The following is a 25,910-nucleotide window of genomic DNA, read 5'->3' as shown; positions in this document are numbered from 1 at the left end:
CATGGTTATTAACACCCCTCCAACCCTATTGTGTGGCGCTTAGTGTTTTAACGCTAAATGGGAGCAGGATGATTTGTCCACAGATTAATGGAATTTATGAGATTAGAATTAAAAAATATGAATCGGGCATCAATTAGTCTAAAGAAATTAAGGCATGGTGTTTTGGCCTTGGCCTTGCTACTGACCTTCAGCCCACAGGCTTTTGGGCAGACCTCGGATTGTGCCAGTAAGCTTTTGGAGGCACAGAAGGAATTCAGTGCCGGGCGCATTGAGTTAGTGCACAAATTACTGCGCCAATGCTTACAAAATGGTGGCTTTAATCAGGGACAACAGATACAGGCCAATAAATTACTATGTCTCACCAGTTTATATAATAATGAGGTTGTTGAAGCTGAGGGCTATTTGTTGCGTTTTTTACAGCTTAATCCGGAATACAAACTCAATACGGCCATCGACCCACCAGAATTTGTCAATATATTTCAGCGTTTTCGGCATCGGCCAGTGCTGATCTGGGGGGTGTCAATAGGGGCCGTAAGGGCCTTTACTGTCCGAGAGCAATTTTACAGTTTATCAGCGGACCCGTCCCAATCTACAGGGGAGTACAGTCAGCAAACAGGCTTCAGCGCCATGTTCGAAATGGAATATTATCTCTCTGACCTATGGGCGATACACTCAGGTGTTGGTTATCAAAGCAACTCCTATTCGTATCAGCAAAGTGATCGCTTTAAGATTCAGGGAGATTATACGGGCTATTCTAATTTGGAATTTAAACAAAAACAAAGCAGCCTGGTGATTCCATTGCAAATCCAAAGGAATTTCGGCGCTCCTTCTCGTCAATTTTTCAGTCGTTTGGGAGGAGAGTATGTGTTTCATATCATCAATAAGGCCGATGTCGCTCGCACCGATCACCTGGGTAATATTCAGGCCAATATTGAGCAAGCAGGGATCAATTTGAACCCTTTAAGACGACAGCATACGGCCCGATTGAATGCCAGTGCAGGCTATCGCAAAAAAGACTGGCTTGGTAAGGGGTGGGTCGCCGTGGAGTTAGGTTTTAGCTATGGTTTATGGCAGGAGAATATCGCCGAAAACCGTTACGATAATACCCAATTGATCTATGAATTTGGCTATATAGATCCTGATTATCGCAGGCACCAACTATGGCTGAAGTTGGCCTATTATTTACCAGTGTATAAACCGAAACTAATAAAGTAATGACAAGGATCGATTTTTTTTGATCATACACCCACATTTTTATGAAGATTAAAATACGATATTATATCCTGCTGTTCTTACTCACCATTAGCGCATGTCAGGAGCATTTAAAGCTGCCCGATACGCCTTACTTTCTGACCTTTATGGGGAATTATGGGCAAGATGAAGCCATTGGAATACTGGCCGATGATAACGAACAGTTATACATTGCAGGTAATTTATCCAAGGGCAAAAGCATCTATTGGACACAGCTCAATGCCTTTGGTCACCAGCAATGGCACTTGACTTGGGGCGACAGTAGCCAGCAGCATATAGCAGACTGGCAATTGAACAGCACCCATTTATTTGCCACTGGCCACATTGTAGATCAACATCGTGCGGCTCAATTGAGCCTTTGGAAAATGAATAAAACCTCCGGCCAATTGGAAAGCTTATCGTACCCTTCGGAGCTACCATATCCCACTTGGGGACAAAAAATTCAGCTTTTAGAAAATGGAGGCCTATTGCTGGCGGGCAATTATGCACTCACCACCACACAGCAGGGGGCTTTGTTCCTTTTACTTGACCCACAAGGTGAACTCCTCTGGCAACAAAGCTACAGTCAATTGCAGGCCTATGATCAAATCATTGACATGCGCCAAAATGAGCAAGGCTACCAAGTGATTGGTAATATTATAGCAGAAGGAAAAGCCACCATCCGAACCATACAACTCAACGACGATGGGGAGATTCTTTGGGCACAAACGCTCAGAGATCAGCCTACCTTGGAAGCCGTTGCAGTGCATTGGCACCCAAGCGAAATCAGGCTACTGGCCACAGAAAAAGAGGGGGAGCAACAACAGACAGTGGTGCTGAAATTGACCGCCAAAGGACAATTAAAAAACAAAATAACACTCACTGCTGAGGCCAACAACACCGCCGCAGACCTATTGGCGGTAGGAGATCATTATTTTGTGTTGAGAAATGTGATCCTTGACACCCGACAAACAAATGCACTGGTCGAAAAATATGATGCGCAGTTTAATCTGATTTGGCAACAACAATACGGCTCCGACTGGCAAGACGACGCCCAAAAGCTCTTTGCCCGATCCACAGGCCCGGGGTTCTTAGCGACCGTTAATTTTGATAATAAAAATGAAAATGCCAATACCAAAATAGCGATTTATGCGCTGGATCAGGAGGGGGTTTTGAGGTGAATAATGACATTAAGCAGTAAATAATAATTATAAAGGGATATTGATTTGACCACGGATTACGCAGATTTCACAGATTTTTTAGATGAAATTTATAGCATATTTGCACACAGGTCAGGAAATTTAATACAATAAAAAATCATGGTAATCATGTAAATCAAGGTAATCATGGTTATTCATCCCCCTCCAACTTTTTTGTGTAGTGCTTAATACCAGTCATGAGTCACTGATCACCAGTCACTTTTTAAAAGTTATTATTGACCGAATCCTTCAATAACCATCCTCATCATACCATTCTATGCAACAGACCATCACATCAACTCATACAGACCTTGATTTTTTAACTGAAGAATTAAATTGGTTATCAAAATGCCTAAGTGACAGCGGCCTCAGCCATGCTGCTGAATTGTCGAATTTAAGCATGACAGAAGCACCAGAAATTCGAGGACAGGGGGTGTACGCCCACTTTGTAAGTGAACATTTGCTTTCTGATGCCGAACGTTTGGTGCTAATATTGGCCTTGGCGCCTCACCTTCAGCCAAAACTATTAGAAACCTATGGTGTAGATGCGGTGCAACGGCAACTATTTAAATTAGTGCAATCAGCTACCAAAAATGTCTTCTTACCTACGGGGGAAACCGCTATCCATCTGATTGCAGGAAGTGACCTTTCCAAAAGACTGGAAGTTTATCGGTATTTTGATGCCGATCATGTCTTTTCCCGCAAAGGCGTGCTGACACTCCAAAAAAATGAGGGAAGCAGCAGTATGGATGCCGAACTATTGATCAATGCGGATTATGTGGATGCTTTTTTATTCAACAGCTATCGCAAACCGAAATATTCAAAGGAATTCCCCGCTCATTTGCTGCAAACCCAGATGGAGTGGGAGGATTTAGTGTTGAACCCCATTACCCAAGAAAAAATTCAGGAAATGAAAGATGCCATTCATTTTTACCAGACTTTGGCGCAAGAATGGGGATTGGGCAAACACCTGAAAAAGGGATACCGAGCTGTTTTTTATGGGCCTTCGGGAACAGGAAAATCTTTGACGGCCTCATTGTTGGGCAAGTCCATGGGCAGAGACGTATATCGGGTGGATTTATCCGCTATTATCTCTAAGTATATCGGAGAGACAGAGGAAAATATTGCCCGTTTGTTGCGCAAGTCCGAGGACAAAGGTTACATCCTGTTTTTTGATGAAGGAGATGCCCTTTTTGGTAGCAGAGCCAAAGACGCTCAAAATAGCAATGACCAACACCACAACCAGCTGATCGGCTATCTTTTACAAGCGATTGAAAATTTTGATGGCATCATCATTCTGGCCACCAACCTAAAGGCCAACCTTGATGAGGCCTTTAGCCGAAGATTTCAATCGAGCATCTATTTTGGTGTACCCAAGCCTGAACAAGGGCTACAACTTTGGAAAAGCCTATGGCCGGAAAAATTAAAAATGGGGCCTACGCTGAATTTTCAATCGCTCGTAGTGGCCAAACCTTTTACCGCAGCGATGATCGTACAGATCATCCAGACCCTGGCGCTTCAGGCCATCCGTAAGCAGGAATTTACCGTGGGCATGGCAGATATCAAAAGAGTTTCAGACGAACTAATGAAAAAATAAGCACAGACATGTCCCAAATATACATACGCCGACCTGATTTAGCCATTCGTTCTGCGGAAGAAGAAGCTATGGATAGCGGTTTGCATACGCCCCAAAAAAAGAGGGATCATCAAGAAGTGCCACCCAAAAAGGTGCTCTTGCTTTCAACAACAGATCCTGCTAAAAATAAACTTTATAGTAGCCCCGATGGAGCGGTACTCCTTGATTTAAATGCATGGGGCAAGCAGCCGATCGAGGCCAAAATACTACGCTATGGGGAGACTTGGTGCTATGTCATCATCAAAATAGCGGATCAATGGTATCGGGGATATGTTGCCCAAGGGTTGGTACATCACCTACTCAAAAAGGTCGATATTATCGCTTCCCGCATCAACAATTATCGGTCGGCCATTATGCCCACTGACGGGGCATCATTTTTTCAAGACGAGGGACAGACCGTCTTGGCGCAATTGCCTTTTGGGACGCATGTATTTGTCATCGAGGTCAATGAGCGTCATTGGGCCAAAGTGATGTATCAAGATCAGCTCGGTTATGTGAAGGTGCAGCACCTGGTCACCAAAACGCCTATGCCTGACCAGCATGCGCAATTGTATAAAATCAAGGAGGGGGATCGGCTTGAAGGCCTGATTGATCAATATTTGATGAGCGGGCAGGATCAGGAAGACCGACGGTTCTATGCCAATGTATTGATGTATCTGAACAACCCGACCAACCGCATGGACAGGGGGATCTATTTAGAAGATAAAAAGGACTTATTGGAGTCATTGGCCGTGGCCTATGACCGATTCCATTTAAGGGCTAACTACCTTATTTGGATTCCCTCCAAAGGCTATGCCGATAGCCTCAAGGGAAAAGTACAGTCGGGTTCTTACCGTAAGGCTTTAAATCAAAAAATCACTGAATTTGCCAAAGGCGTTGGGGGATTTGTCGATCGATTGTGGCCCGAAGGATTTGGAATGCACTATGGCCTGGAGGTAGGGGCGACCTTTGTCATTCCGGTAGGTGTGGATGGGAAAATCGCCACTTACTTTTATCGAAAAGATAAAAATACTATTGCGCTGCGAAAGTATGTACGCTTGGCTGCAGGGGCAGATACGGGCATCAGTGCGGGCTTTCATATTGGTAACCGCAGTGGAAAAAAAGGCGGTACCACCTTGGGTGCACAGGCAGGAGCGAATGCCGAGCTCAAGGGCTTTGCCCTTTCATTAGCGGAATTTGAATTTCCCATTCACCATCAGGGGGTACTGAGTGCCCTTTTTGCGATTTCCTCCATAAAGCATGAATTGGGGACCGCCACTGGCGTTTTCCTTGATGCCTTTATGGGCAGTCAACTTGATCCGCATCATTATCTAACCAAATCAAAATTGGCCGTGGGAATTGCTGGCCAAGTGAATGCAGGAGGTAGCTTAGGGCTCAAAAAAGCCGCCACAGACAAGGAAAAGGACGCTTTTGTCTCCAAAGGCTCCCATGCCGATGAGCGCATGGCAGACAACTTCAGCAGCCGATGGATCGATCTGGTTGTCCCTTCAAAAAATCATCAATCTAAAAAGAGCACTTTAAGGGAGATCTTTAAACGTTCTGCCAATATCGACATTTCAGCCTTATTGGGCGCACAGATTACCGGAGCGGTGGAATGGGATCGTAAACTCAAAGCGCAAGCCGATGGAAGGATCGTCATCGATAAAGAAGTGATGTCAGTCTCCGTAGAGTTAGCGGCCGATGCCCACGGGAAGGTCAACCTTCCGCTTTTGGGTAAATGGGGCCCCGTATTCCAAAGAGGAATGGGCATCAAATTCGTCTTCGACCAGGACAAAGACGATTATCAAATGTTATTCTTCACCACCAAAGGGGATATGGATCTTTATGAGGCGGCTGCTTATGAGGCGCAGATGGAGGGGAATGAAAAGTTATTAAATATCCTTGAAGATGATGATGATTTGGATATTGATTTTGTACTCAACCTCATCAAAGACCTCAAAATCAAAAAATGCATCCACCTAATAGATTGGAATCCTGCAAGCCGTATTGCCAATAGCATCAAACAGCGACAAAAAGAAAACCAAGCCCTACAAAAAAAGGAGTATCAAAGCAATTTCTATGACTTCGATGCTTTTTTGGAGTTTGAGTTAGATTTTGGGGTGGTGTATCAGGCGGATCCATCGATACTAAAAGGGTTAGTTAGAGACTTTATAGAGTACCTTTCAGCAAAGGGATTGACAAATGCCATCCAAGAGTTTGCTGAATGGATGAATAAAAATTGGGATTCTGAATTCAATAATTTCTTGAAAACAGTCGAGTATGAGCGTTATTTAGAACTTTTCAAAGATAACTTCTTCTCATCCATTGAATTGCATACCCAAATGGGAGCGGGGGTAGCCGCCGGCTTTCAATTAGCGGGTGGCCTCAAAGCTAAACTTTTTGGAGATGTTCATGGGGGATTAGTCTATCATATTGATATTCGAGAGGTTTTCCTATCCCAAGTAAGCCATATGTTGAATATCATTTTGACCCATAATTTTCCTAAATCAGATATTCCGGAATCTATGCACCAATTATTTGAACAAGAGCTCTTTAAATAAGGACATACTTTTATAGTCCTTATTTTTTGTATTCATAGCCAAAAGCATCCACATAAAATTTTTGATCATGGTGTACCACATGGTAAATTCCCACTGTTGCAAAATATTGTTCATCAAAGCCTTTAAAACGATCATATTTGGGAGGTATAATTACCTTTCCCTCAAGATCCACTAATCCATAATATTCCTTGTCTTTATGTTTTACCAGATAACTAAGTAAAATTAAACCAGTATTAAAGGGCATTGACAACCTAAACAACCAACCAGGTATTGGCTCTGTTCTTTTTAAAGTAATACTATTAAATAAATAGGTTGATACTCCTCCTTTTTCACCATCTAATAAAAATATACCATTATTTGCATAAGTAGATCTAATTAAATAATAGTCCGCAGGAAGGACAATCTTTCCTTCAGTATCCATAAGCCCTAATTTTCTACGAGAATCACCCAACATATAATCGGTATTAATGAAAATGAAAAGAGGAGGGGCTACATCTTCGGTATATAATGTTCCTATCGAATAATATTCCATTTTTTTAGGATCAACGATAAGCTCCTTAGTAGAAGCCCTCATAATCCCCTTATAAGTTTTATAATGGTCTTCAAAATTTTTAGGATCAGGGTGTTCAATAGACACAACAATCAAATCATTAGCTAATATACCACACCTTTCATACCCCATCTCGGTGATATTGACCAACACCTCCCCCTTTTTATTGATGATCATGGTTTCTTCTCCTTTATGCACACGGGCCATGCCAAACATAAAGCCGGCATCTAAGCGATTAGCCTTATAGTCAAAGCCCGTGATAGGCTTAAAGTCCGCATCATAATAGGCTTGTTTGCCGTCTTTTTCAACCATATAGCTATCCAAATCACGGCAAAGGGATACATCATCATATTCAATAGGGAAAACCACCTTGGCATTTTGATCAATGAAGCCCGCCTTACCATCGTATTTGACTTTGTAAATCCCCGTTTGTTGATAATATATTCGCTTAAAACCCATCGGAATCTGCTCTTCCCCCATGGTGTTCAGGGCGCCCCAATAGCCACTGATGTGTTTAGCTTTACCTAATCCATTGGCATCAAATGGCTTAATGGTACGGTAACTATAATCCGTTAAAAGTTCCCCTTGGGTATTGATCAGGGCATAAAGGGTAGTGGTATCGACCTCGTATGCTCCTTTTTTATAGAAATGTTTACCTACTGCCGCCACGCCGTGTCGGAAGGGAAAGGCATCCTGCCATTGGGGTTCAATCACCAGCTCCTTATCTTTATTCATATAACCAAACAGCTCGCCTACACGGTAAGGCACCAAGACATCATCGGCCAGTTCAAAATTTGCAAGGTATTTGGATTCCGAACGGTAAACTGAAGCATTCAGCTTTTGAGCCATCGTGTTGGTGATCATATTGATACAAAAAATAAGGAAAAATAGGTAGCGATTCATGTTGATGTGATTTAAAGTAAAAATATAAATTTTAATCAACTATTGATACTAATATCAATCAAAATAGTGATCGCAGTTATTTTAAGGTCGGGTAAAAACACATGAACAAGCTGACTAAACGGAAAGGGCTGACCTAGTGCAACAGCCCCTAAATTTAGCATGATTTTTTCTTGAATCACTATATGGGAAGAAAAACATCTATTGTCATTGATCTGACGGAGCGAGAAAAGACACTACTATTTAAAATTATTGGTAGTGGGAAGACGCCTTCAAATATTCGTCGCCGAGCCTCATTTGTTTACCTTTTTCATCAAGGGTTAAGCTTTAAAGAGATTTGTAAAACTGAAAAAGCAGATCCCAACACAGTGAAAAGATGGCTTAACAAATGGGAGGCAATCAATGAGTTAGATGAAACCCAAAATAAAATAGGAGACGCTGAATTTATCCGACTTATTCATGAACAATTAACTGATTCTAAAAGAAGCGGAAGGAAACCTCGTTTAACTGCCGAAGAAAAAATTCGAGTGCAAACATTGAGTTGTGAAGACCCTCAAGATTATGATGTTCCAATCACTGAATGGTCTCATGAGTCTTTGAGTGAGCAAGCGAAGAAAATGGGAATCGAAATCTCATCAAGTCATGTTGGTCGACTTTTAAAAAAACGAATTAAGTCCTCATAAAACTGAATATTGGATACATCCAAAAATAGGTGACCAACAGGAGCATAATGACCGTGTTTCTGATGTTTGCAGTGTTTATTTGGAGCAATCAGACGACGTTGTGACTATTTCTGTGGATGAAAAGACGGGTATTCAAGCTAAACAAAACATAAAAATAACCACGGCGAAAAGCGGTCAAGTTAAGCGAGTAGACCCAGAATACAAGCGGAACGGAACGACCTGTTTAATCGCAGGCATGAATATAATGGACGGCGAGGTCACCAAATATCAACTTGGACAGACTCGGAATGAGGAGGATTTTTGTAAATTTATAGAGTCGATCATCGATAAATACCCTAACAAAAAAATCGTTTTTGTTGCAGACCAACTTAATACACATAAATCAGAGTCATTAGTCAAGCTCATTGCTGATAAAATAAATTATGACAGTGATTTAGGTAAGAAAGGCCGGTGTGGAATATTAAAGACGATGAAGTCTAGGATGGAATTTTTAGAGGATAAAGACCATAAAATCAGATTTCAATATACTCCAAAACATTGCTCTTGGTTGAACCAAATAGAGAATTGGTTTGGCCGCTTACAGAAGCATGTAATTCGCAATGGGCAATTTAACTCGGTTGCTAATTTGGAAAGAAAAATCACCAACTACATTGAGTATTACAATGAAAGATGGAAGAAGCCAATTGAATGGTGTTTTGGCGGATTTTAAACCGTGTGGTATTTAAGGGTTGTCGCACTAGCCTGTCGAATATTTTCAAAAAACATGTACACGAGTTAAGCAGCCATTTGAACGCTCATCATTGCTTTTGCCACGGCTTCCTTATCTTTGATTTCTGCTACTTTTACGGTGTCAAATCCTGAAACAAGTTCGGCAATTTCATTTTCTTTCACAAAAAATAAGGGAATGGTTAGCAAGTGGTTGGTGCACATTTTCTGTGGGTGGCTGCTCATTTTTGATTTGTACTTTCCGAATACGCTTTCGATGATAGCACTGCAACAAAAAGGGATGTCTTCACCAATCGTTTTATAGGTTTTATGAAAATAATGAGTAATTTTTTCTCTGAATATAGTTGGCCGATCCCCTTCGAGTTCTTCCATTTTTTGAGTTAATTTCAAAATAGTTTTGTGACTTATCCCTTCCGTTCTGCCAACCGACAATATTTCTTTGATCACTGAGGTCAAAGATATCAAATCCTTGATGAAAGGTGTATGATCACTGATTTGGAGGAGGCTCAAAGCCGCACCTTTGCTTTCTTCGGCGACATTTTTTAGCTCAGGACCGACCTTTCTAAACCACTTTTCATATTGCCCAAGCTGATGAAACCTACAATGATGCCTTACTTTTGGAGGGGCCAAATGTGCATATTCCCCACACGCTAAATCTTTTCTGAGTTCACCAACCCATTTGATGAAATTCTTGTAATCATCCGTATCATTATATAGATTTTTCAGTGTCCTTGATACTTCATGGGTGATGTCCGAAACATGATCAAGCCCGAGCAAGGCTGTAGCCTTAAGTAAATTAGAACCTTTATCGCTTAGGACATATTGAATTTTCAGCTTCTGAACGAGTGGTTGAAGTTCCTTATAAATTACATCTGCCGACCAACCTTTTTTCGCACCAAGATAAACCAAGTGACAGTCCTCAAAACGTAATGTACGCTGCTGGTCAGAAACGGACACAGGAACAGCAAGTACCAAAAACAATTTCTTCCCGTTGAATGAAATGCTTTCATCACAAATCAAAACACATGGCCGCTCAGGTGAAAATGGTTCGATGGCCTGCATTCCTGCTTTTTTTAACCAATTATCAATCGTCGAATGGTCAGGGCATTTACTATCTATGTGCATTTGTTGAATGAAAATACGCAATACCGTCTCACTATCACGAAGGCTCATGCTGGTTTCAGTATGTAAAATTAAAGCCAAAGTAATAATGGCCGAACAGTAGCTGTGGTGCTTGATTTTTTTCCCACCAAACTCCGACTTGTTTTTAGACTTTTCCTCTTTGTACTTCTTTTCCCAAAAAGAAGCCCGAGCCTTATATCTTTTAATTTTGATACTGTCGTTTCGCCTTTTTCGTTTGGCTCTTTCTGTTGACTTTTTCTTTTTTAGAGATTGTTTGTTATTTTTAAAACTCAAAGCGATTCTGGTAAGGTTGAATGACGGTTTGGACACTCAAATTTAACCTTTTTTCTGGAATCGCTTTTTTTGTGAATTTTCGACAGGCTAGGGCTGACCCGATGTCATTGGCTTGAGGGTTTTCGGGTAAATCGAACCTTGGCTGTCGAATATTTTTGTACCTTTCGGTACGGACGTTGCATGCAACGTCCCTACACACCATAAATCTCATTTTTGTGTGGCATAATTATAAATTTCCAACAAGATAGCCTCAAAGCCAAACTTTTTGGAGATGTTCATGGGGGATTAGTCTATCATATTGATATTCGAGAGTTTTTCCTATCCCAAGTAAGTCATATGTTGAATATCATTTTGACCCATAATTTCCCTAAATCGGACATCCCAAAATTTATGCATCATTTGTTTGAACAAGAGCTTTGTAAATAAGAGCTTACTTTATCGTTCTTACCTTTTGTATTCATAGCCAAAAGCATCAATATAAAATTTTTGATCATGGTGTACCACATGGTAAATGCCTTCTGTTGCAAAATATTGTTCATCAAAGCCTTTAAAACGATCATATTTGGGAGGTATAATTACCTTTCCCTCAAGATCCACTAATCCATAATATTCCTTGTCTTTATGTTTTACCAGATAACTAAGTAAAATTAAACCAGTATTAAAGGGCATTGACAACCTAAACAACCAACCAGGTATTGGTTCTGTTCTTTTTAAAGTAATACTATTAAATAAATAAGATGATACTCCTCCTTTTTCACCATCTAATAAAAATATACCATTATTTGCATAAGTAGATCTAATTAAATAATAGTCCGCAGGAAGGATAATCTTCCCTTCAGTATCCATAAGTCCAATTCTTCTACGAGAATCACCCAACATATAATCGGTATTAATGAAAATGAAAAGAGGAGGAGCTACATCTTCGGTATATAATGTCGAAATAGAGTAATATCCCATTTCTTTAGGGTCAACAATAAGCTCCTTGGTAGATGCCCTCATCATTCCGGTAAACCTCTTATACTGATCAATAAAATCTTTTGGATCAGGATGCGCTAAATCAATAGAAATGAAATCATGGGCTAAAATCGAGCAGCTCTCATAACCCATTTCGGTGATATTAACCAACACCTCCCCTTTTTTATTGATGATCATAGTTTGATCTCCTTTATGCACACGTGCCATGCCAAACATAAAGCCGGCATCTAAGCGATTGGCCTTATAGTCAAAGCCCGTGATAGGCTTAAAGTCCGCATCATAATAGGCTTGTTTGCCGTCTTTTTCAACCATATAGCTATCCAAATCACGGCAAAGCGATACATCATCATATTCAATAGGGAAAACCACCTTGGCATTTTTATCAATGAAGCCCGCCTTACCATCGTATTTGACTTTGTAAATCCCCGTTTGTTGATAATATATTCGCTTAAAACCCATCGGAATCTGCTCTTCCCCCTTGGTGTTCAGGGCGCCCCAATAGCCACTGATGTGTTTAGCTTTACCTAATCCATTGGCATCAAACGGCTTAATGGTATGATAACTATAATCCGTCAAAAGTTCCCCTTGGGTATTGATCAGGGCATAAAGGGTAGTGGTATCGACTTCGTATGCTCCTTTTTTATAGAAATGTTTACCCACTGCCGCCACTCCATGTCGGAAGGGAAAGGCATCCTGCCATTGAGGTTCAATCACCAACTCTTTATCTTTATTCATATAGCCAAACAGCTCGCCCACACGGTAAGGCACCAAGACATCATCGGCCAGTTCAAAATTTGCAAGGTATTTGGATTCCGAACGGTAAACCGAAGCATTCAGCGTTTGTGCCATAGCGTTGGTGATCATATTGATACAAAAAATAAGGAAAAATAGGTAGCGATTCATGTTGATATGATTTAAGGTAAAAATATAAAATTTTATCAACTATTGATACTAATATCAATCAAAATAGGAATCGTTGGTATTTTTGCGTGGGGTAAAAGCATATGAACAAGCTGACTAAACGGAAAGGGCTGGCTCAATGTCATTGGCTTGAGGGTTTTCGGGTAGATCGAACCTTGGCTGTCGAATATTTTTGTACCTTTCGGTACGGACGTTGCATGCAACGTCCCTACGGTAGTAGAAATCATATTTTTGGAAGGGGTGATAGCATATTTTCGAACGGCAAGGCTCCTAACATAATGACATTGTGGGCTAACCTATGTGTCTGCTTAAATCATTAGAAATTAATTAAAACAATAAAGTCACCTTGTATAATTATATTTAAATCATCAAATTAAATGCTTCATCATACACTTTGTATATCCTAAATATGAAGGAAATATCAACCTTGGAAAACCAAACAAAACCTATTGATTCATCAACATTGGCTCACATTAATCAGGTGAATAAATTAGTCCAAGTACGCTTTACTAACACCAGCCAAAATTGGGAGGCCCTTATCTCTTGGCATCCCATATTAGAAGGGTATTGGGGGCAAATGCTTGAACCTTAAGAACTAACGACCTTGGATGAACTGAGATCCGAGAAAAACTCATCGACATGCAGAAAAACAAAGCCCATGGCAACTACTCCTGCTCCGATTGGGAAATCTATAAAACCACCCATAAAAGCGGAATAGAAGGAGTGTTAGAAAGTTTCAATCAGCAAATGGAAGCACTGGTGGCTGATACAAATGCCAAAGGGAATGCTGAGCAGAAGATTGAAGTGGTGGTTATGGGACTTAAAATTAAAGATGCCTGGGGGGAATCCTTGGTACAGATCGCTAAGAATAATCCTTTAGGGGTGAGTGTATTTAATTGGAATAAGAGAACAGGAATGGTTAGCTATAATCCTTTGAACTTGACGCAATTTGAAAAATTAGTATTGCATTATTTATACCTCAAAAATAGAAGTTATGCCTCCGATTATTGGAAATAAAATATTAATACTCTTGCTTTTGGCTTTATGTGCCTGTACCGCTAAAAGTCCTGAAAAAATCAAAGAAGAAAAAATGATTGAAATTCTTAATGAGCTCCAACAAAAATATGGCGATGGATATAATTCAATTTATCACCTTAATGAAACTGGAAAATATTATATTGAATTTAGCCGAGTGAAGGATGACATCTCAAATTGGAACGAAATTCTTTCGGGTATTGATAAAAATAAAGTCAGATTTTTTGATTTTGATAATCATCCCGAAGCACTTCACGATTTAGCTTCGCTCTCAGAATACCCTTCGTTAACAGGTTTAAGTATTGGGTTTTGTAATTTATCTCATATTCCGGAAAAGATATTAGCCATCCCCCAATTGAAAGAGCTTTTTTTGGATGGTAATCCTATTCAGGAATTTCCAATGGAAATCATTCAGCACCTTCCACAATTAACAAGGCTAAGTTTTGACGAAACACCCATCAAGGTCATCCCACCGGAAATTGGACAATTAACCCACTTGAAGGACTTGTATCTAAATAAATTACAGATCAATAGCCTGCCAGCGGAAATTGGACAATTGGCAAATTTAGAAACATTAACCCTACGTGAAACGCCAATCAAAACCTTACCTGATGAGCTCTGCAAGCTCAAAAACCTAAAAATATTAGAGCTAAACAGAAGTAAAATTGAGGCATTACCCGAAAATATTGGGGCAGTAAACTTGAAAGAGATAAATCTTCGAGAAACCAAACAGCTAACCGCTTTACCGGAAAGCTTTGCGGACCTTCCTTTAGAATACTTGTACTTAGACGATAGTGGCATCAAAAAATTTCCCAAGCGAATAGGTGATATGCCTACTTTAAGGTTGGTTTACCTCGAAGGCTTAGGTTTGGAAGATAAAGATTTCCCCGTTGATATACTGAATAACCCTAATATTGAGAGGTTGGTATTAAGAAATAATAAGTTAACATCCCTACCTCCTAATATTGGCAACCTCAAGAAGTTAGATGGTTTGTATCTCCGACAGAACGCCATTACCCACCTTCCCGATGAGATCGGTCAATGTACTAAAATTACCAGCTTAGACTTACAAAGTAACAGCCTGAGCAGTTTGCCAATGAGTATTTGCAATATTGAACGTTTGGAAAGTTTTTATATTCAATACAATCCCCTCGAATGGCTTCCAGCCTGCATAGACGACATTTGGGAAAGAAGTCAAAGTCGCTATAGTTACAACCCCAATTGCGAGCGCAGGTGATTTTTGAGGGCAGGATGTGGGGAGGTGGCGATCCCCGCACATTTCCTCCATAAAGCATGAATTGGGGACGGCCACGGGCGTTTTCCTTGATGCCTTTATGGGCAGTCAACTGGATCCGCATCATTATCTAACCAAATCAAAATTAGCCGTGGGAATTGCTGGCCAAGTGAATGCAGGAGGTAGCTTAGGGCTCAAAAAAGCCGCGACAGACAAGGAAAAGGACGCTTTTGTCTCCAAAGGCTCCCATGCCGATGAGCGAATGGCAGACAACTTCAGCAGCCGATGGATCGATCTGGTTGTCCCTTCGAAAAACCATCAATCCAAAAAGACCACCCTCAGGGAGATCTTTAAACGTTCTGCCAATATCGACATTTCAGCCCTATTGGGCGCACAGATTACCGGAGCGGTGGAATGGGATCGTAAACTCAAAGCGCAAGCCGATGGAAGGATCGTCATCGATAAAGAAGTGATGTCAGTCTCCGTAGAGTTAGCGGCCGATGCCCACGGGAAGGTCAACCTTCCGCTTTTAGGTAAATGGGGACCCATTTTCCAAAGAGGAATGGGCATCAAATTCGTCTTCGACCAAGACAAAGACGATTATCAAATGTTCTTCTTCACCACCAAAGGGGATTTGGATCTTTATGAGGCGGCTGCTTATGAGGCACAGATGGAGGGGAATGAAAAGTTATTAAATATCCTTGAGGATGATGATGATTTGGATATTGATTTTGTATTCAACCTCATCAAAGACCTCAAAATCAAAAAACGCATCCACCTGTTGGACTGGAATCCCGCCAGCCGCATTGCCAACAACATCAAACAACGGCAAAAAGAAAACCAAACCCTGCAAAAAAAAGAGTATCAAAGCAATTTCTATGACTTCGATGCTTTTTTGGAGTTTGAGTTAGATTTTGGGGTGTTGTATCAGGCGGATCCATCGATACTAAAAGGGTTAGTTAGAGACTTTATAGAGTACCTTTCAGCAAAGGGATTGACAAATGCCATCCAAGAGTTTGCTGAATGGATGAATGAGCTACGAGATTCTGAATTCAATAATTTCCTTTCAACAGAAGAATATAAACGCTATTTCGAAATTTTCAAAGATGACTTCTTCTCATCCATTGAATTGCATACCCAAATGGGAGTGGGGGTAGCCGCTGGTTTTCAAGTAGCGGGTGGCCTCAAAGCCAAACTTTTTGGAGATGTTCATGGGGGATTAGTCTATCATATTGATATTCGAGAGTTTTTCCTATCCCAAGTAAGTCATATGTTGAATATCATTTTGACCCATAATTTCCCTAAATCGGACATCCCTGGATACAACGGAGCAAGCTGACACCCCCTAACGCTCCGATTTTTGGACGAGAATAACGGAGCAAGCTGACACCCCTATTGTTGAAGAATTAATTGCACTATACCAAGTGTGATATCGGTAAAAAATACTTTTTTGGGTAATCAACCAAAAAGTATAGGCATGGCAGGCAAACCGATCACTATGAGTAAATTACGCCAGATTATTCGGATGCTTCATCAGGGTCGCTCACAAAAGTCGATTCACCTAAGCACGCGGGTGAGCATCAACACCATCAAGGCTTATCGACGCAAGCTAAAAAAGTCAGGTAAGCCGATTGACTATTTTCTGAGTCAGGATGAATTATCGCTGAGTAAGTTCTTTTCTTCGGGCGATCCGGCCTATAAGGATATTCGTTATGAACAAATGAAGGAGCTTTTACCCAGTTTATCGCAAGAGCTTGGCAAGAAAGGGGTTACCAAGGGACTGCTTTGGCAGGAGTATATTGAAGGGCATCCTGATGGCTACAAATATTCGCAATTTTGCTTTCATCTCAGGCGTTATATGCGTCAGAAGCACCCCAATTTACCTCTGGATCACCTTCCGGCAGACAAGCTTTATATCGATTATGCAGGTGCAACTTTACCTTATATTGATGCCGAAACGGGTGAGGTGATCAACTGCCAGGTCTTTGTGGCCTGCCTTCCGTACTCGGATTATTGTTTTGCGATGGCCGTTCCGTCGCAGACGACCGATGACTTTATTTTTGCGCTAAAATGCTGTTTGGAGCATCTTGGGGGTGTTCCGAAGGCGCTTGTGCCGGACAATTTGAAAGCGGCAGTAGTTCAAACCAACCGTTATGAGCCCAAGATCAACAGGGTTTTGGAGGATTTTGCAAACCATTATGGGACCGTAGTGGTACCGGCACGTCCGAGGAAGCCACAGGACAAGGCTTTGGTCGAGAACCAGGTCAAGTTGATCTATCAACGAGCCTATGCCAGAATGCGTAATCAGCAATATTTCAGTCTTCAGGAGCTCAACAATGCCCTTATTTCTTACATCGGAAAACACAACCAAACGCGGATGCAGAAACGTGATTACTGCCGAACAGAGCAGTTTGTTTCCAAGGAAAAGCCACTACTTTCATCGCTTCCCGATCAGCCTTTCGAGATCAAATATTATCGAAATTACACTGTTGCGCAGAACGGACATGTGCTCATGGGCATCGATCAACGGCATTACAGCGTCCCTTTTGAATACATCGGGCAGAAGGCTCAGCTGATTTATACCGATACGATTGTCAATATTTTTGTCCAGTCCAAACTGGTTGCTACCCACCGAAGGAATAAAACCGGTGGTTACACAACCAACAAAGACCACCTGTGTTCGCAGCACCAACACTATCGATCCCGCAGTACGGATAACTACCTGAAAAAGGCCAGTATGTGCCCTGAGCTGGAACGGATGATGGAGGTGATAATCTCAAAAAAACAATATCCTGAGCAGCTTTTTAGGAGCTTTGACGGCTTACTCAACCTGATGCGATCCTACCCTAAAGAGCACTTCGAAACGGCCATTAGGATGGCTATTGAGGCAGAGCAATACAACTATACTTTTGTCCAGAATGTACTACGAAACAAAACCTATATCAACAGCAGTCCACCACCTCAAACCCCTTTGCCCCAACATGAAAACACCCGAGGAAAATCTTATTACAACTAAACCAACATTATGTATTCATTAATCGAAAAACAGCTATCAGAGCTTTCATTCAAAGGAATGAGCCTGCAGTGGGAGACGCTCAGGCAAAGCAAACAGCTTCATGAATTGAGCCTTACCGACGGGCTGAACCTGCTGCTTCAGGCAGAAGCAGACCACCGGCAGACCAACAGGGAAAAACGCCTGATAAGGACAGCTAACTTTCGCTACCAGGCCAGTGTTGCCGAGCTACACTTTGATACCAACAGAGGGCTTGACAAGGGGCAGGTTATGCAACTGGCTACCGGAGAGTACATTGGAAAAGGACAATCCGTACTTGTAACTGGAGCCACCGGATGTGGTAAAAGTTTTGTTGCCTCAGCGTTGGGCTATCAGGCATGTACCCAAGGAAATAGCACCCTCTATTTTAACTTCAAAAAGCTGATGGCCAGTCTGAAGGTTGCCCGAATAGACGGTACGATTGCCAAATTATTTGTCAAACTTGCCAAAGCCGACCTGCTCATAATCGATGACTTTGGTCTGCAAAAACTCGACGCACAACAGCAACAAGACCTAATGGAGGTGATTGAAGACCGACATGCTCGAAAGTCCACCATTATCATCAGCCAGATGCCCGTAAGCGACTGGTATGAGATCATCAACGAACGCACCATCGCCGATGCTATTTTGGACCGTTTGGTACATACCTCCCACAGAATAGAATTAAAAGGCGAAAGTAGGAGAAAATTAAGTTAACTTGAAAACAAACTTCTGCCATTCCCCGAACTGAAACAGGGGGGTGTCAATATGCCCGTTAGGGGGTGTCAATATGAACGGTATATCCAATCCCAAAATTTATGCATCATTTGTTTGAACAAGAGCTTTGTAAATAAGAGCTTACTTTATCGTTCTTACCTTTTGTATTCATAGCCAAAAGCATCAATATAAAATTTTTGATCATGGTGTACCACATGGTAAATGCCTTCTGTTGCAAAATATTGTTCATCAAAGCCTTTAAAACGATCATATTTGGGAGGTATAATTACCTTTCCCTCAAGATCCACTAATCCATAATATTCCTTGTCTTTATGTTTTACCAGATAACTAAGTAAAATTAAACCAGTATTAAAGGGCATTGACAACCTAAACAACCAACCAGGTATTGGTTCTGTTCTTTTTAAAGTAATACTATTAAATAAATAAGATGATACTCCTCCTTTTTCACCATCTAATAAAAATATACCATTATTTGCATAAGTAGATCTAATTAAATAATAGTCCGCAGGAAGGATAATCTTCCCTTCAGTATCCATAAGTCCAATTCTTCTACGAGAATCACCCAACATATAATCGGTATTAATGAAAATGAAAAGAGGAGGAGCTACATCTTCGGTATATAATGTCGAAATAGAGTAATATCCCATTTCTTTAGGGTCAACAATAAGCTCCTTGGTAGATGCCCTCATCATTCCGGTAAACCTCTTATACTGATCAATAAAATCTTTTGGATCAGGATGCGCTAAATCAATAGAAATGAAATCATGGGCTAAAATCGAGCAGCTCTCATAACCCATTTCGGTGATATTAACCAACACCTCCCCTTTTTTATTGATGATCATAGTTTGATCTCCTTTATGCACACGTGCCATGCCAAACATAAAGCCGGCATCTAAGCGATTGGCCTTATAGTCAAAGCCCGTGATAGGCTTAAAGTCCGCATCATAATAGGCTTGTTTGCCGTCTTTTTCAACCATATAGCTATCCAAATCACGGCAAAGCGATACATCATCATATTCAATAGGGAAAACCACCTTGGCATTTTTATCAATGAAGCCCGCCTTACCATCGTATTTGACTTTGTAAATCCCCGTTTGTTGATAATATATTCGCTTAAAACCCATCGGAATCTGCTCTTCCCCTTGGTGTTCAGGGCGCCCCAATAGCCACTGATGTGTTTAGCTTTACCTAATCCATTGGCATCAAACGGCTTAATGGTATGATAACTATAATCCGTCAAAAGTTCCCCTTGGGTATTGATCAGGGCATAAAGGGTAGTGGTATCGACTTCGTATGCTCCTTTTTTATAGAAATGTTTACCCACTGCCGCCACTCCATGTCGGAAGGGAAAGGCATCCTGCCATTGAGGTTCAATCACCAACTCTTTATCTTTATTCATATAGCCAAACAGCTCGCCCACACGGTAAGGCACCAAGACATCATCGGCCAGTTCAAAATTTGCAAGGTATTTGGATTCCGAACGGTAAACTGAAGCATTCAGCGTTTGTGCCATAGCGTTGGTGATCATATTGATACAAAAAATAAGGAAAAATAGGTAGCGATTCATGTTGATATGATTTAAGGTAAAAATATAAAATTTTATCAACTATTGATACTAATATCAATCAAAATAGGAATCGTTGGTATTTTTGCGTGGGGTAAAAGCATATGAACAAGCTGACTAAACGGAAAGGGCTGGCTCAATGTCATTGGCTTGAGGGTTTTCGGGTAGATCGAATCTTGGCTGTCGAATATTTTTGTACCTTTCGGTACGGACGTTGCATGCAACGTCCCTACGGTAGTAGAAATCATATTTTTGGAAGGGGTGATAGCATATTTTCGAACGGCAAGGCTCCTAACATAATGACATTGTGGGCTAACCTATGTGTCTGCTTAAATCATTAGAAATTAATTAAAACAATAAAGTCACCTTGTATAATTATATTTAAATCATCAAATTAAATGCTTCATCATACACTTTGTATATCCTAAATATGAAGGAAATATCAACCTTGGAAAACCAAACAAAACCTATTGATTCATCAACATTGGCTCACATTAATCAGGTGAATAAATTAGTCCAAGTACGCTTTACTAACACCAGCCAAAATTGGGAGACCCTTATCTCTTGGCATCCCATATTAGAAGGGTATTGGGGCAAATGCTTGAACCTTAAGAACTAACGACCTTGGATGAACTGAGCTCCGAGAAAAACTCATCGACATGCAGAAAAACAAAGCCCATGGCAACTACTCCTGCTCCGATTGGGAAATCTATAAAACCACCCATAAAAGCGGAATAGAAGGAGTGTTAGAAAGTTTCAATCAGCAAATGGAAGCACTGGTGGCTGATACAAATGCCAAAGGGAATGCTGAGCAGAAGATTGAAGTGGTGGTTATGGGACTTAAAATTAAAGATGCCTGGGGGGAATCCTTGGTACAGATCGCTAAGAATAATCCTTTAGGGGTGAGTGTATTTAATTGGAATAAGAGAACAGGAATGGTTAGCTATAATCCTTTGAACTTGACGCAATTTGAAAAATTAGTATTGCATTATTTATACCTCAAAAATAGAAGTTATGCCTCCGATTATTGGAAATAAAATATTAATACTCTTGCTTTTGGCTTTATGTGCCTGTACCGCTAAAAGTCCTGAAAAAATCAAAGAAGAAAAAATGATTGAAATTCTTAATGAGCTCCAACAAAAATATGGCGATGGATATAATTCAATTTATCACCTTAATGAAACTGGAAAATATTATATTGAATTTAGCCGAGTGAAGGATGACATCTCAAATTGGAACGAAATTCTTTCGGGTATTGATAAAAATAAAGTCAGATTTTTTGATTTTGATAATCATCCCGAAGCACTTCACGATTTAGCTTCGCTCTCAGAATACCCTTCGTTAACAGGTTTAAGTATTGGGTTTTGTAATTTATCTCATATTCCGGAAAAGATATTAGCCATCCCCCAATTGAAAGAGCTTTTTTTGGATGGTAATCCTATTCAGGAATTTCCAATGGAAATCATTCAGCACCTTCCACAATTAACAAGGCTAAGTTTTGACGAAACACCCATCAAGGTCATCCCACCGGAAATTGGACAATTAACCCACTTGAAGGACTTGTATCTAAATAAATTACAGATCAATAGCCTGCCAGCGGAAATTGGACAATTGGCAAATTTGGAAACATTAACCTTACAAGAAACGCCTATGAAAACTTTACCTGATGAGCTTTGCAAGCTCAAAAAACTGGAAAGATTAGAGCTGGACAAGAGTAAAATTGAGGCTTTGCCTGAAAATATAGGAGCAGTAAACCTGAAAAGGATAGATCTTTGGAATACAAAGCATTTGACTGCTTTGCCCGAAAGCTTTGCGGATCTTCCATTAGAAACTTTATACTTAGTGAATAGTGGCGTTAAAAAATTTCCCAAGCGAATAGGTCATATGCCTACTTTAAGGTTGGTTTACCTCGAAGGCTTGGGGTTGGAAGACAAAGATTTCCCCGTTGAGCTATTGAATAATCCCAATATCGAGAGGTTGGTATTAAGAAATAATAAACTAACGGTTTTACCTCCCAATATCGGTAATCTAAAGAAGTTAGATGAATTATATCTGCGACAAAACGCCATTACCCACCTTCCCGATGAGATCGGTCAATGTACTAAAATTACCACCTTAGACTTACAAAGTAACAGTCTGAGCAGTTTACCGATGAGCATCTGCAATATTGAACGATTGGATGATTTTTATATTCAATACAATCCCCTCGAATGGCTTCCAGCTTGCATAGACGACATTTGGGTAGGAAGAGGGCGCTATGATTACATTCCCAATTGTGAGCGCAGGTGATTTTTCGAGGGAAGATGTGGGGAGGTAGCGATCCCCGCACATTTCCTCCATGAAGCATGAATTGGGGACCGCCACGGGCGTTTTCCTTGATGCCTTTATGGGCAGTCAACTTGATCCGCATCATTATCTAACCAAATCAAAATTGGCCGTGGGAATTGCTGGCCAAGTGAATGCAGGAGGTAGCTTAGGGCTCAAAAAAGCCGCCACAGACAAGGAAAAGGACGCTTTTGTCTCCAAAGGCTCCCATGCCGATGAGCGCATGGCAGACAACTTCAGCAGCCGATGGATCGATCTGGTTGTCCCTTCGAAAAACCATCAATCCAAAAAGACCACCCTCAGGGAGATCTTTAAACGTTCTGCCAATATCGACATTTCAGCTTTATTGGGCGCACAGATTACCGGAGCGGTGGAATGGGATCGTAAACTCAAAGCGCAAGCCGATGGAAGGATCGTCATCGATAAAGAAGTGATGTCAGTCTCCGTAGAGTTAGCGGCCGATGCCCACGGGAAGGTCAACCTTCCGCTTTTAGGTAAATGGGGACCCATTTTCCAAAGAGGAATGGGCATCAAATTCATCTTCGACCAAGACAAAGACGATTATCAAATGTTCTTCTTCACCACCAAAGGGGATATGGATTTGTATGAGGCGGCTGCTTATGAGGCACAGATGGAAGGGAAGATGGATATTCTTGGGGTTTTGTCAAAAGGTCGAAAATTAGAAGTTGATCAGGTATTCAACCTCATCAAAGACCTCAAAATCAAAAAACGCATCCACCTGTTGGACTGGAATCCCGCCAGCCGTATTGCCAATAGCATCAAACAACGGCAAAAAGAAAACCAAGCCCTGCAAAAAAAAGAGTATCAAAGCAATTTCTATGACTTCGATGCTTTTTTAGAGTTTGAGTTAGATTTTGGGGTGTTGTATCAGGCGGATCCATCGATACTAAAAGGGTTAGTTAGAGACTTTATAGAGTACCTTTCAGCAAAGGGATTGACAAATGCCATCCAAGAGTTTGCTGAATGGATGAATGAGCTACGAGATTCTGAATTCAATAATTTCCTTTCAACAGAAGAATATAAACGCTATTTCGAAATTTTCAAAGATGACTTCTTCTCATCCATTGAATTGCATACCCAAATGGGAGTGGGGGTAGCCGCTGGTTTTCAAGTAGCGGGTGGCCTCAAAGCCAAACTTTTTGGAGATGTTCATGGGGGATTAGTCTATCATATTGATATTCGAGAGTTTTTCCTATCCCAAGTAAGTCATATGTTGAATATCATTTTGACCCATAATTTCCCTAAATCGGACATCCCAAAATTTATGCATCATTTGTTTGAACAAGAGCTTTGTAAATAAGAGCTTACTTTATCGTTCTTACCTTTTGTATTCATAGCCAAAAGCATCAATATAAAATTTTGATCATGGTGTACCACATGGTAAATGCCTTCTGTTGCAAAATATTGTTCATCAAAGCCTTTAAAACGATCATATTTGGGAGGTATAATTACCTTTCCCTCAAGATCCACTAATCCATAATATTCCTTGTCTTTATGTTTTACCAGATAACTAAGTAAAATTAAACCAGTATTAAAGGGCATTGACAACCTAAACAACCAACCAGGTATTGGTTCTGTTCTTTTTAAAGTAATACTATTAAATAAATAAGATGATACTCCTCCTTTTTCACCATCTAATAAAAATATACCATTATTTGCATAAGTAGATCTAATTAAATAATAGTCCGCAGGAAGGATAATCTTCCCTTCAGTATCCATAAGTCCAATTCTTCTACGAGAATCACCCAACATATAATCGGTATTAATGAAAATGAAAAGAGGAGGAGCTACATCTTCGGTATATAATGTCGAAATAGAGTAATATCCCATTTCTTTAGGGTCAACAATAAGCTCCTTGGTAGATGCCCTCATCATTCCGGTAAACCTCTTATACTGATCAATAAAATCTTTTGGATCAGGATGCGCTAAATCAATAGAAATGAAATCATGGGCTAAAATCGAGCAGCTCTCATAACCCATTTCGGTGATATTAACCAACACCTCCCCTTTTTTATTGATGATCATAGTTTGATCTCCTTTATGCACACGTGCCATGCCAAACATAAAGCCGGCATCTAAGCGATTGGCCTTATAGTCAAAGCCCGTGATAGGCTTAAAGTCCGCATCATAATAGGCTTGTTTGCCTTCTTTTTCAACCATATAGCTATCCAAATCACGGCAAAGCGATACATCATCATATTCAATAGGGAAAACCACCTTGGCATTTTTATCAATGAAGCCCGCCTTACCATCGTATTTGACTTTGTAAATACCGGTTTGTTGATAATATATTTCTTTAAAACCCATCGGAATCTGCTCTTCCCCCTTGGTGTTCAGGGCGCCCCAATAGCCACTGATATGCAATGCTTCCGCCAAATGATTGTCATCCGCTGGCATAATCTGCCAATAACTATAATCTGTTAAAAGTTCCCCTTGGGTATTGATCAGCGCATACAGGGTAGTGGTATCGACCTCGTATGCTCCTTTTTTATAGAAATGTTTGCCTACGGCCGCTACTCCATGTCGGAAGGGAAAGGCATCCTGCCATTGGGGTTCAATCACAAGTTCCTTATCTTTATTCATATAACCAAACAGCTCGCCTACACGGTAAGGCACCAAGACATCATCGGCCCGTTCAAAATTTGCAAGGTATTTGGATTCCGAACGGTAAACTGAAGGATTCAGCTTTTGCGCCATAGCATTGGTGATCATATTGATACAAAAAATAAGGAAAAATAGGTAGCGATTCATGTTGATATGATTTAAGGTAAAAATATAAAATTTTATCAACTATTGATACTAATATCAATCAAAATAGGAATCGTTGGTATTTTTGCGTGGGGTAAAAGCATATGAACAAGCTGACTAAACGGAAAGGGCTGGCTCAATGTCATTGGCTTGAGGGTTTTCGGGTAGATCGAACCTTGGCTGTCGAATATTTTTGTACCTTTCGGTACGGACGTTGCATGCAACGTCCCTACGGTAGTAGAAATCATATTTTTGGAAGGGGTGATAGCATATTTTCGAACGGCAAGGCTCCTAACATAATGACATTGTGGGCTAACCTATGTGTCTGCTTAAATCATTAGAAATTAATTAAAACAATAAAGTCACCTTGTATAATTATATTTAAATCATCAAATTAAATGCTTCATCATACACTTTGTATATCCTAAATATGAAGGA

The 25,910-nt window shown here is 40.6% G+C and carries 19 protein-coding genes and 1 pseudogene; 14 read left to right on the top strand and 6 right to left on the bottom strand.

The genetic code is table 11. The features are described 5' to 3' along the window. Positions 1-96 precede the first annotated feature (96 nt). From AABK40_RS18115 to AABK40_RS18100, 4 genes are all read left to right on the top strand, one after another. The gene (locus AABK40_RS18115) at positions 97-1,215 is read left to right on the top strand and encodes a hypothetical protein (protein ID WP_338398635.1); all 1,119 of its coding nucleotides are present in this window, start codon (positions 97-99) and stop codon (positions 1,213-1,215) included. A 41-nt stretch (positions 1,216-1,256) separates the two neighbouring features. Further along, positions 1,257-2,411, top strand: coding sequence for a hypothetical protein (locus tag AABK40_RS18110; RefSeq protein ID WP_338398634.1), 1,155 nt, complete (start codon positions 1,257-1,259; stop codon positions 2,409-2,411). A gap of 295 nt (positions 2,412-2,706) precedes the next feature. Then, on the top strand, positions 2,707-4,026 hold the full coding sequence (locus tag AABK40_RS18105; RefSeq protein ID WP_338398633.1) for an ATP-binding protein: 1,320 nt from the start codon (positions 2,707-2,709) through the stop codon (positions 4,024-4,026). A gap of 8 nt (positions 4,027-4,034) precedes the next feature. Next, entirely contained in the window at positions 4,035-6,605 is a 2,571-nt protein-coding gene (locus AABK40_RS18100) for a hypothetical protein (RefSeq protein WP_338398632.1), read from the top strand. A 19-nt stretch (positions 6,606-6,624) separates the two neighbouring features. Here the strand turns inward: AABK40_RS18100 and AABK40_RS18095 are convergent, their stop codons facing one another. Beyond that, positions 6,625-8,058 (bottom strand): WG repeat-containing protein, encoded by a 1,434-nt coding sequence (locus AABK40_RS18095; protein ID WP_338398631.1) that lies wholly within the window; start codon positions 8,056-8,058, stop codon positions 6,625-6,627. Between the two features lie 182 nt (positions 8,059-8,240). On the opposite strand from AABK40_RS18095, the gene AABK40_RS18090 reads away from it, so the two are divergent. Both AABK40_RS18090 and AABK40_RS18085 read left to right on the top strand, forming a co-directional pair. Continuing rightward, on the top strand, positions 8,241-8,738 hold the full coding sequence (locus tag AABK40_RS18090; RefSeq protein WP_338398630.1) for a helix-turn-helix domain-containing protein: 498 nt from the start codon (positions 8,241-8,243) through the stop codon (positions 8,736-8,738). A 79-nt stretch (positions 8,739-8,817) separates the two neighbouring features. Next, positions 8,818-9,447, top strand: coding sequence for a transposase (locus tag AABK40_RS18085; protein WP_338398378.1), 630 nt, complete (start codon positions 8,818-8,820; stop codon positions 9,445-9,447). A 65-nt stretch (positions 9,448-9,512) separates the two neighbouring features. On the opposite strand, the gene AABK40_RS18080 is transcribed toward AABK40_RS18085, so the two are convergent. Both AABK40_RS18080 and AABK40_RS18075 read right to left on the bottom strand, forming a co-directional pair. Beyond that, entirely contained in the window at positions 9,513-10,880 is a 1,368-nt protein-coding gene (locus AABK40_RS18080) for a hypothetical protein (protein ID WP_338398629.1), read from the bottom strand. A gap of 444 nt (positions 10,881-11,324) precedes the next feature. Next, positions 11,325-12,758 carry a WG repeat-containing protein gene (locus AABK40_RS18075; RefSeq protein ID WP_338398628.1) on the bottom strand — a complete coding sequence of 478 codons (1,434 nt, stop codon included), beginning with the start codon at positions 12,756-12,758 and terminating at the stop codon, positions 11,325-11,327. 657 nt (positions 12,759-13,415) lie between these two features. Between AABK40_RS18075 and AABK40_RS18070 the strand changes: the two genes are divergently transcribed. The 5 genes from AABK40_RS18070 (at position 13,416) to istB (ending at position 18,793) form a co-directional block, all read left to right on the top strand. Then, entirely contained in the window at positions 13,416-13,793 is a 378-nt protein-coding gene (locus tag AABK40_RS18070; protein WP_338398613.1) for a hypothetical protein, read from the top strand. Continuing rightward, complete coding sequence (locus tag AABK40_RS18065; RefSeq protein ID WP_338398627.1) at positions 13,771-15,048, top strand: leucine-rich repeat domain-containing protein; 1,278 nt, start codon at positions 13,771-13,773, stop codon at positions 15,046-15,048. Before AABK40_RS18070 ends, AABK40_RS18065 begins: the two co-directional genes overlap by 23 nt. Before the next feature lie 16 nt (positions 15,049-15,064). Then, positions 15,065-16,384: a hypothetical protein gene (locus tag AABK40_RS18060; protein ID WP_338398626.1), complete on the top strand. Its 1,320-nt coding sequence runs from the start codon at positions 15,065-15,067 to the stop codon at positions 16,382-16,384. A 159-nt stretch (positions 16,385-16,543) separates the two neighbouring features. Further along, positions 16,544-18,061 (top strand): IS21 family transposase, encoded by a 1,518-nt coding sequence (istA, locus tag AABK40_RS18055; RefSeq protein ID WP_338398625.1) that lies wholly within the window; start codon positions 16,544-16,546, stop codon positions 18,059-18,061. Between the two features lie 9 nt (positions 18,062-18,070). Beyond that, a complete protein-coding gene (istB, locus tag AABK40_RS18050) occupies positions 18,071-18,793 on the top strand; it encodes an IS21-like element helper ATPase IstB (protein ID WP_338398614.1) in 723 nt (240 codons plus the stop codon). A 155-nt stretch (positions 18,794-18,948) separates the two neighbouring features. Here the strand turns inward: istB and AABK40_RS18045 are convergent, their stop codons facing one another. Both AABK40_RS18045 and AABK40_RS23885 read right to left on the bottom strand, forming a co-directional pair. Next, entirely contained in the window at positions 18,949-19,791 is an 843-nt protein-coding gene (locus AABK40_RS18045; protein ID WP_338398624.1) for a WG repeat-containing protein, read from the bottom strand. Positions 19,792-19,839: 48 nt separating this feature from the next. Further along, positions 19,840-19,938 (bottom strand): annotated as a pseudogene (locus tag AABK40_RS23885) (hypothetical protein); the annotation flags it as partial. A gap of 1,099 nt (positions 19,939-21,037) precedes the next feature. On the opposite strand from AABK40_RS23885, the gene AABK40_RS18035 reads away from it, so the two are divergent. Genes AABK40_RS18035 through AABK40_RS18025 form a run of 3 tightly spaced genes read left to right on the top strand, consistent with a single transcriptional unit; the run spans position 21,038 to position 24,024 of the window. Next, a complete protein-coding gene (locus AABK40_RS18035; protein WP_338398613.1) occupies positions 21,038-21,415 on the top strand; it encodes a hypothetical protein in 378 nt (125 codons plus the stop codon). Beyond that, on the top strand, positions 21,393-22,667 hold the full coding sequence (locus AABK40_RS18030; protein ID WP_338398622.1) for a leucine-rich repeat domain-containing protein: 1,275 nt from the start codon (positions 21,393-21,395) through the stop codon (positions 22,665-22,667). Before AABK40_RS18035 ends, AABK40_RS18030 begins: the two co-directional genes overlap by 23 nt. 49 nt (positions 22,668-22,716) lie before the next feature. Then, positions 22,717-24,024 (top strand): hypothetical protein, encoded by a 1,308-nt coding sequence (locus AABK40_RS18025; protein ID WP_338398621.1) that lies wholly within the window; start codon positions 22,717-22,719, stop codon positions 24,022-24,024. Here AABK40_RS18025 and AABK40_RS18020 read toward each other — a convergent pair. Then, entirely contained in the window at positions 23,994-25,475 is a 1,482-nt protein-coding gene (locus AABK40_RS18020) for a WG repeat-containing protein (protein WP_338398620.1), read from the bottom strand. The genes AABK40_RS18025 and AABK40_RS18020 overlap by 31 nt on opposite strands. Between the last annotated feature and the right edge of the window lie 435 nt (positions 25,476-25,910).

Origin of the sequence: Persicobacter psychrovividus (genome assembly GCF_036492425.1) — a bacterium.
Classification (GTDB): domain Bacteria; phylum Bacteroidota; class Bacteroidia; order Cytophagales; family Cyclobacteriaceae; genus Persicobacter; species Persicobacter psychrovividus.
The sequence above is the reverse complement of the archived record's forward strand: the minus strand, read 5'-3'. Positions and strand labels throughout refer to the sequence as shown.

Coding starts and splice junctions, on each gene's coding strand:
- AABK40_RS18115 (WP_338398635.1), top strand. CDS start 97: ATGAGATTAGAATTAAAAAATATGAATCGGGCATCAATTAGTCTAAAG.
- AABK40_RS18110 (WP_338398634.1), top strand. CDS start 1,257: ATGAAGATTAAAATACGATATTATATCCTGCTGTTCTTACTCACCATT.
- AABK40_RS18105 (WP_338398633.1), top strand. CDS start 2,707: ATGCAACAGACCATCACATCAACTCATACAGACCTTGATTTTTTAACT.
- AABK40_RS18100 (WP_338398632.1), top strand. CDS start 4,035: ATGTCCCAAATATACATACGCCGACCTGATTTAGCCATTCGTTCTGCG.
- AABK40_RS18095 (WP_338398631.1), bottom strand. CDS start 8,058: ATGAATCGCTACCTATTTTTCCTTATTTTTTGTATCAATATGATCACC.
- AABK40_RS18090 (WP_338398630.1), top strand. CDS start 8,241: ATGGGAAGAAAAACATCTATTGTCATTGATCTGACGGAGCGAGAAAAG.
- AABK40_RS18075 (WP_338398628.1), bottom strand. CDS start 12,758: ATGAATCGCTACCTATTTTTCCTTATTTTTTGTATCAATATGATCACC.
- AABK40_RS18070 (WP_338398613.1), top strand. CDS start 13,416: ATGCAGAAAAACAAAGCCCATGGCAACTACTCCTGCTCCGATTGGGAA.
- AABK40_RS18065 (WP_338398627.1), top strand. CDS start 13,771: ATGCCTCCGATTATTGGAAATAAAATATTAATACTCTTGCTTTTGGCT.
- istA (WP_338398625.1), top strand. CDS start 16,544: ATGAGTAAATTACGCCAGATTATTCGGATGCTTCATCAGGGTCGCTCA.
- istB (WP_338398614.1), top strand. CDS start 18,071: ATGTATTCATTAATCGAAAAACAGCTATCAGAGCTTTCATTCAAAGGA.
- AABK40_RS18045 (WP_338398624.1), bottom strand. CDS start 19,791: ATGGTTGAAAAAGACGGCAAACAAGCCTATTATGATGCGGACTTTAAG.
- AABK40_RS18035 (WP_338398613.1), top strand. CDS start 21,038: ATGCAGAAAAACAAAGCCCATGGCAACTACTCCTGCTCCGATTGGGAA.
- AABK40_RS18030 (WP_338398622.1), top strand. CDS start 21,393: ATGCCTCCGATTATTGGAAATAAAATATTAATACTCTTGCTTTTGGCT.
- AABK40_RS18025 (WP_338398621.1), top strand. CDS start 22,717: ATGAAGCATGAATTGGGGACCGCCACGGGCGTTTTCCTTGATGCCTTT.
- AABK40_RS18020 (WP_338398620.1), bottom strand. CDS start 25,475: ATGAATCGCTACCTATTTTTCCTTATTTTTTGTATCAATATGATCACC.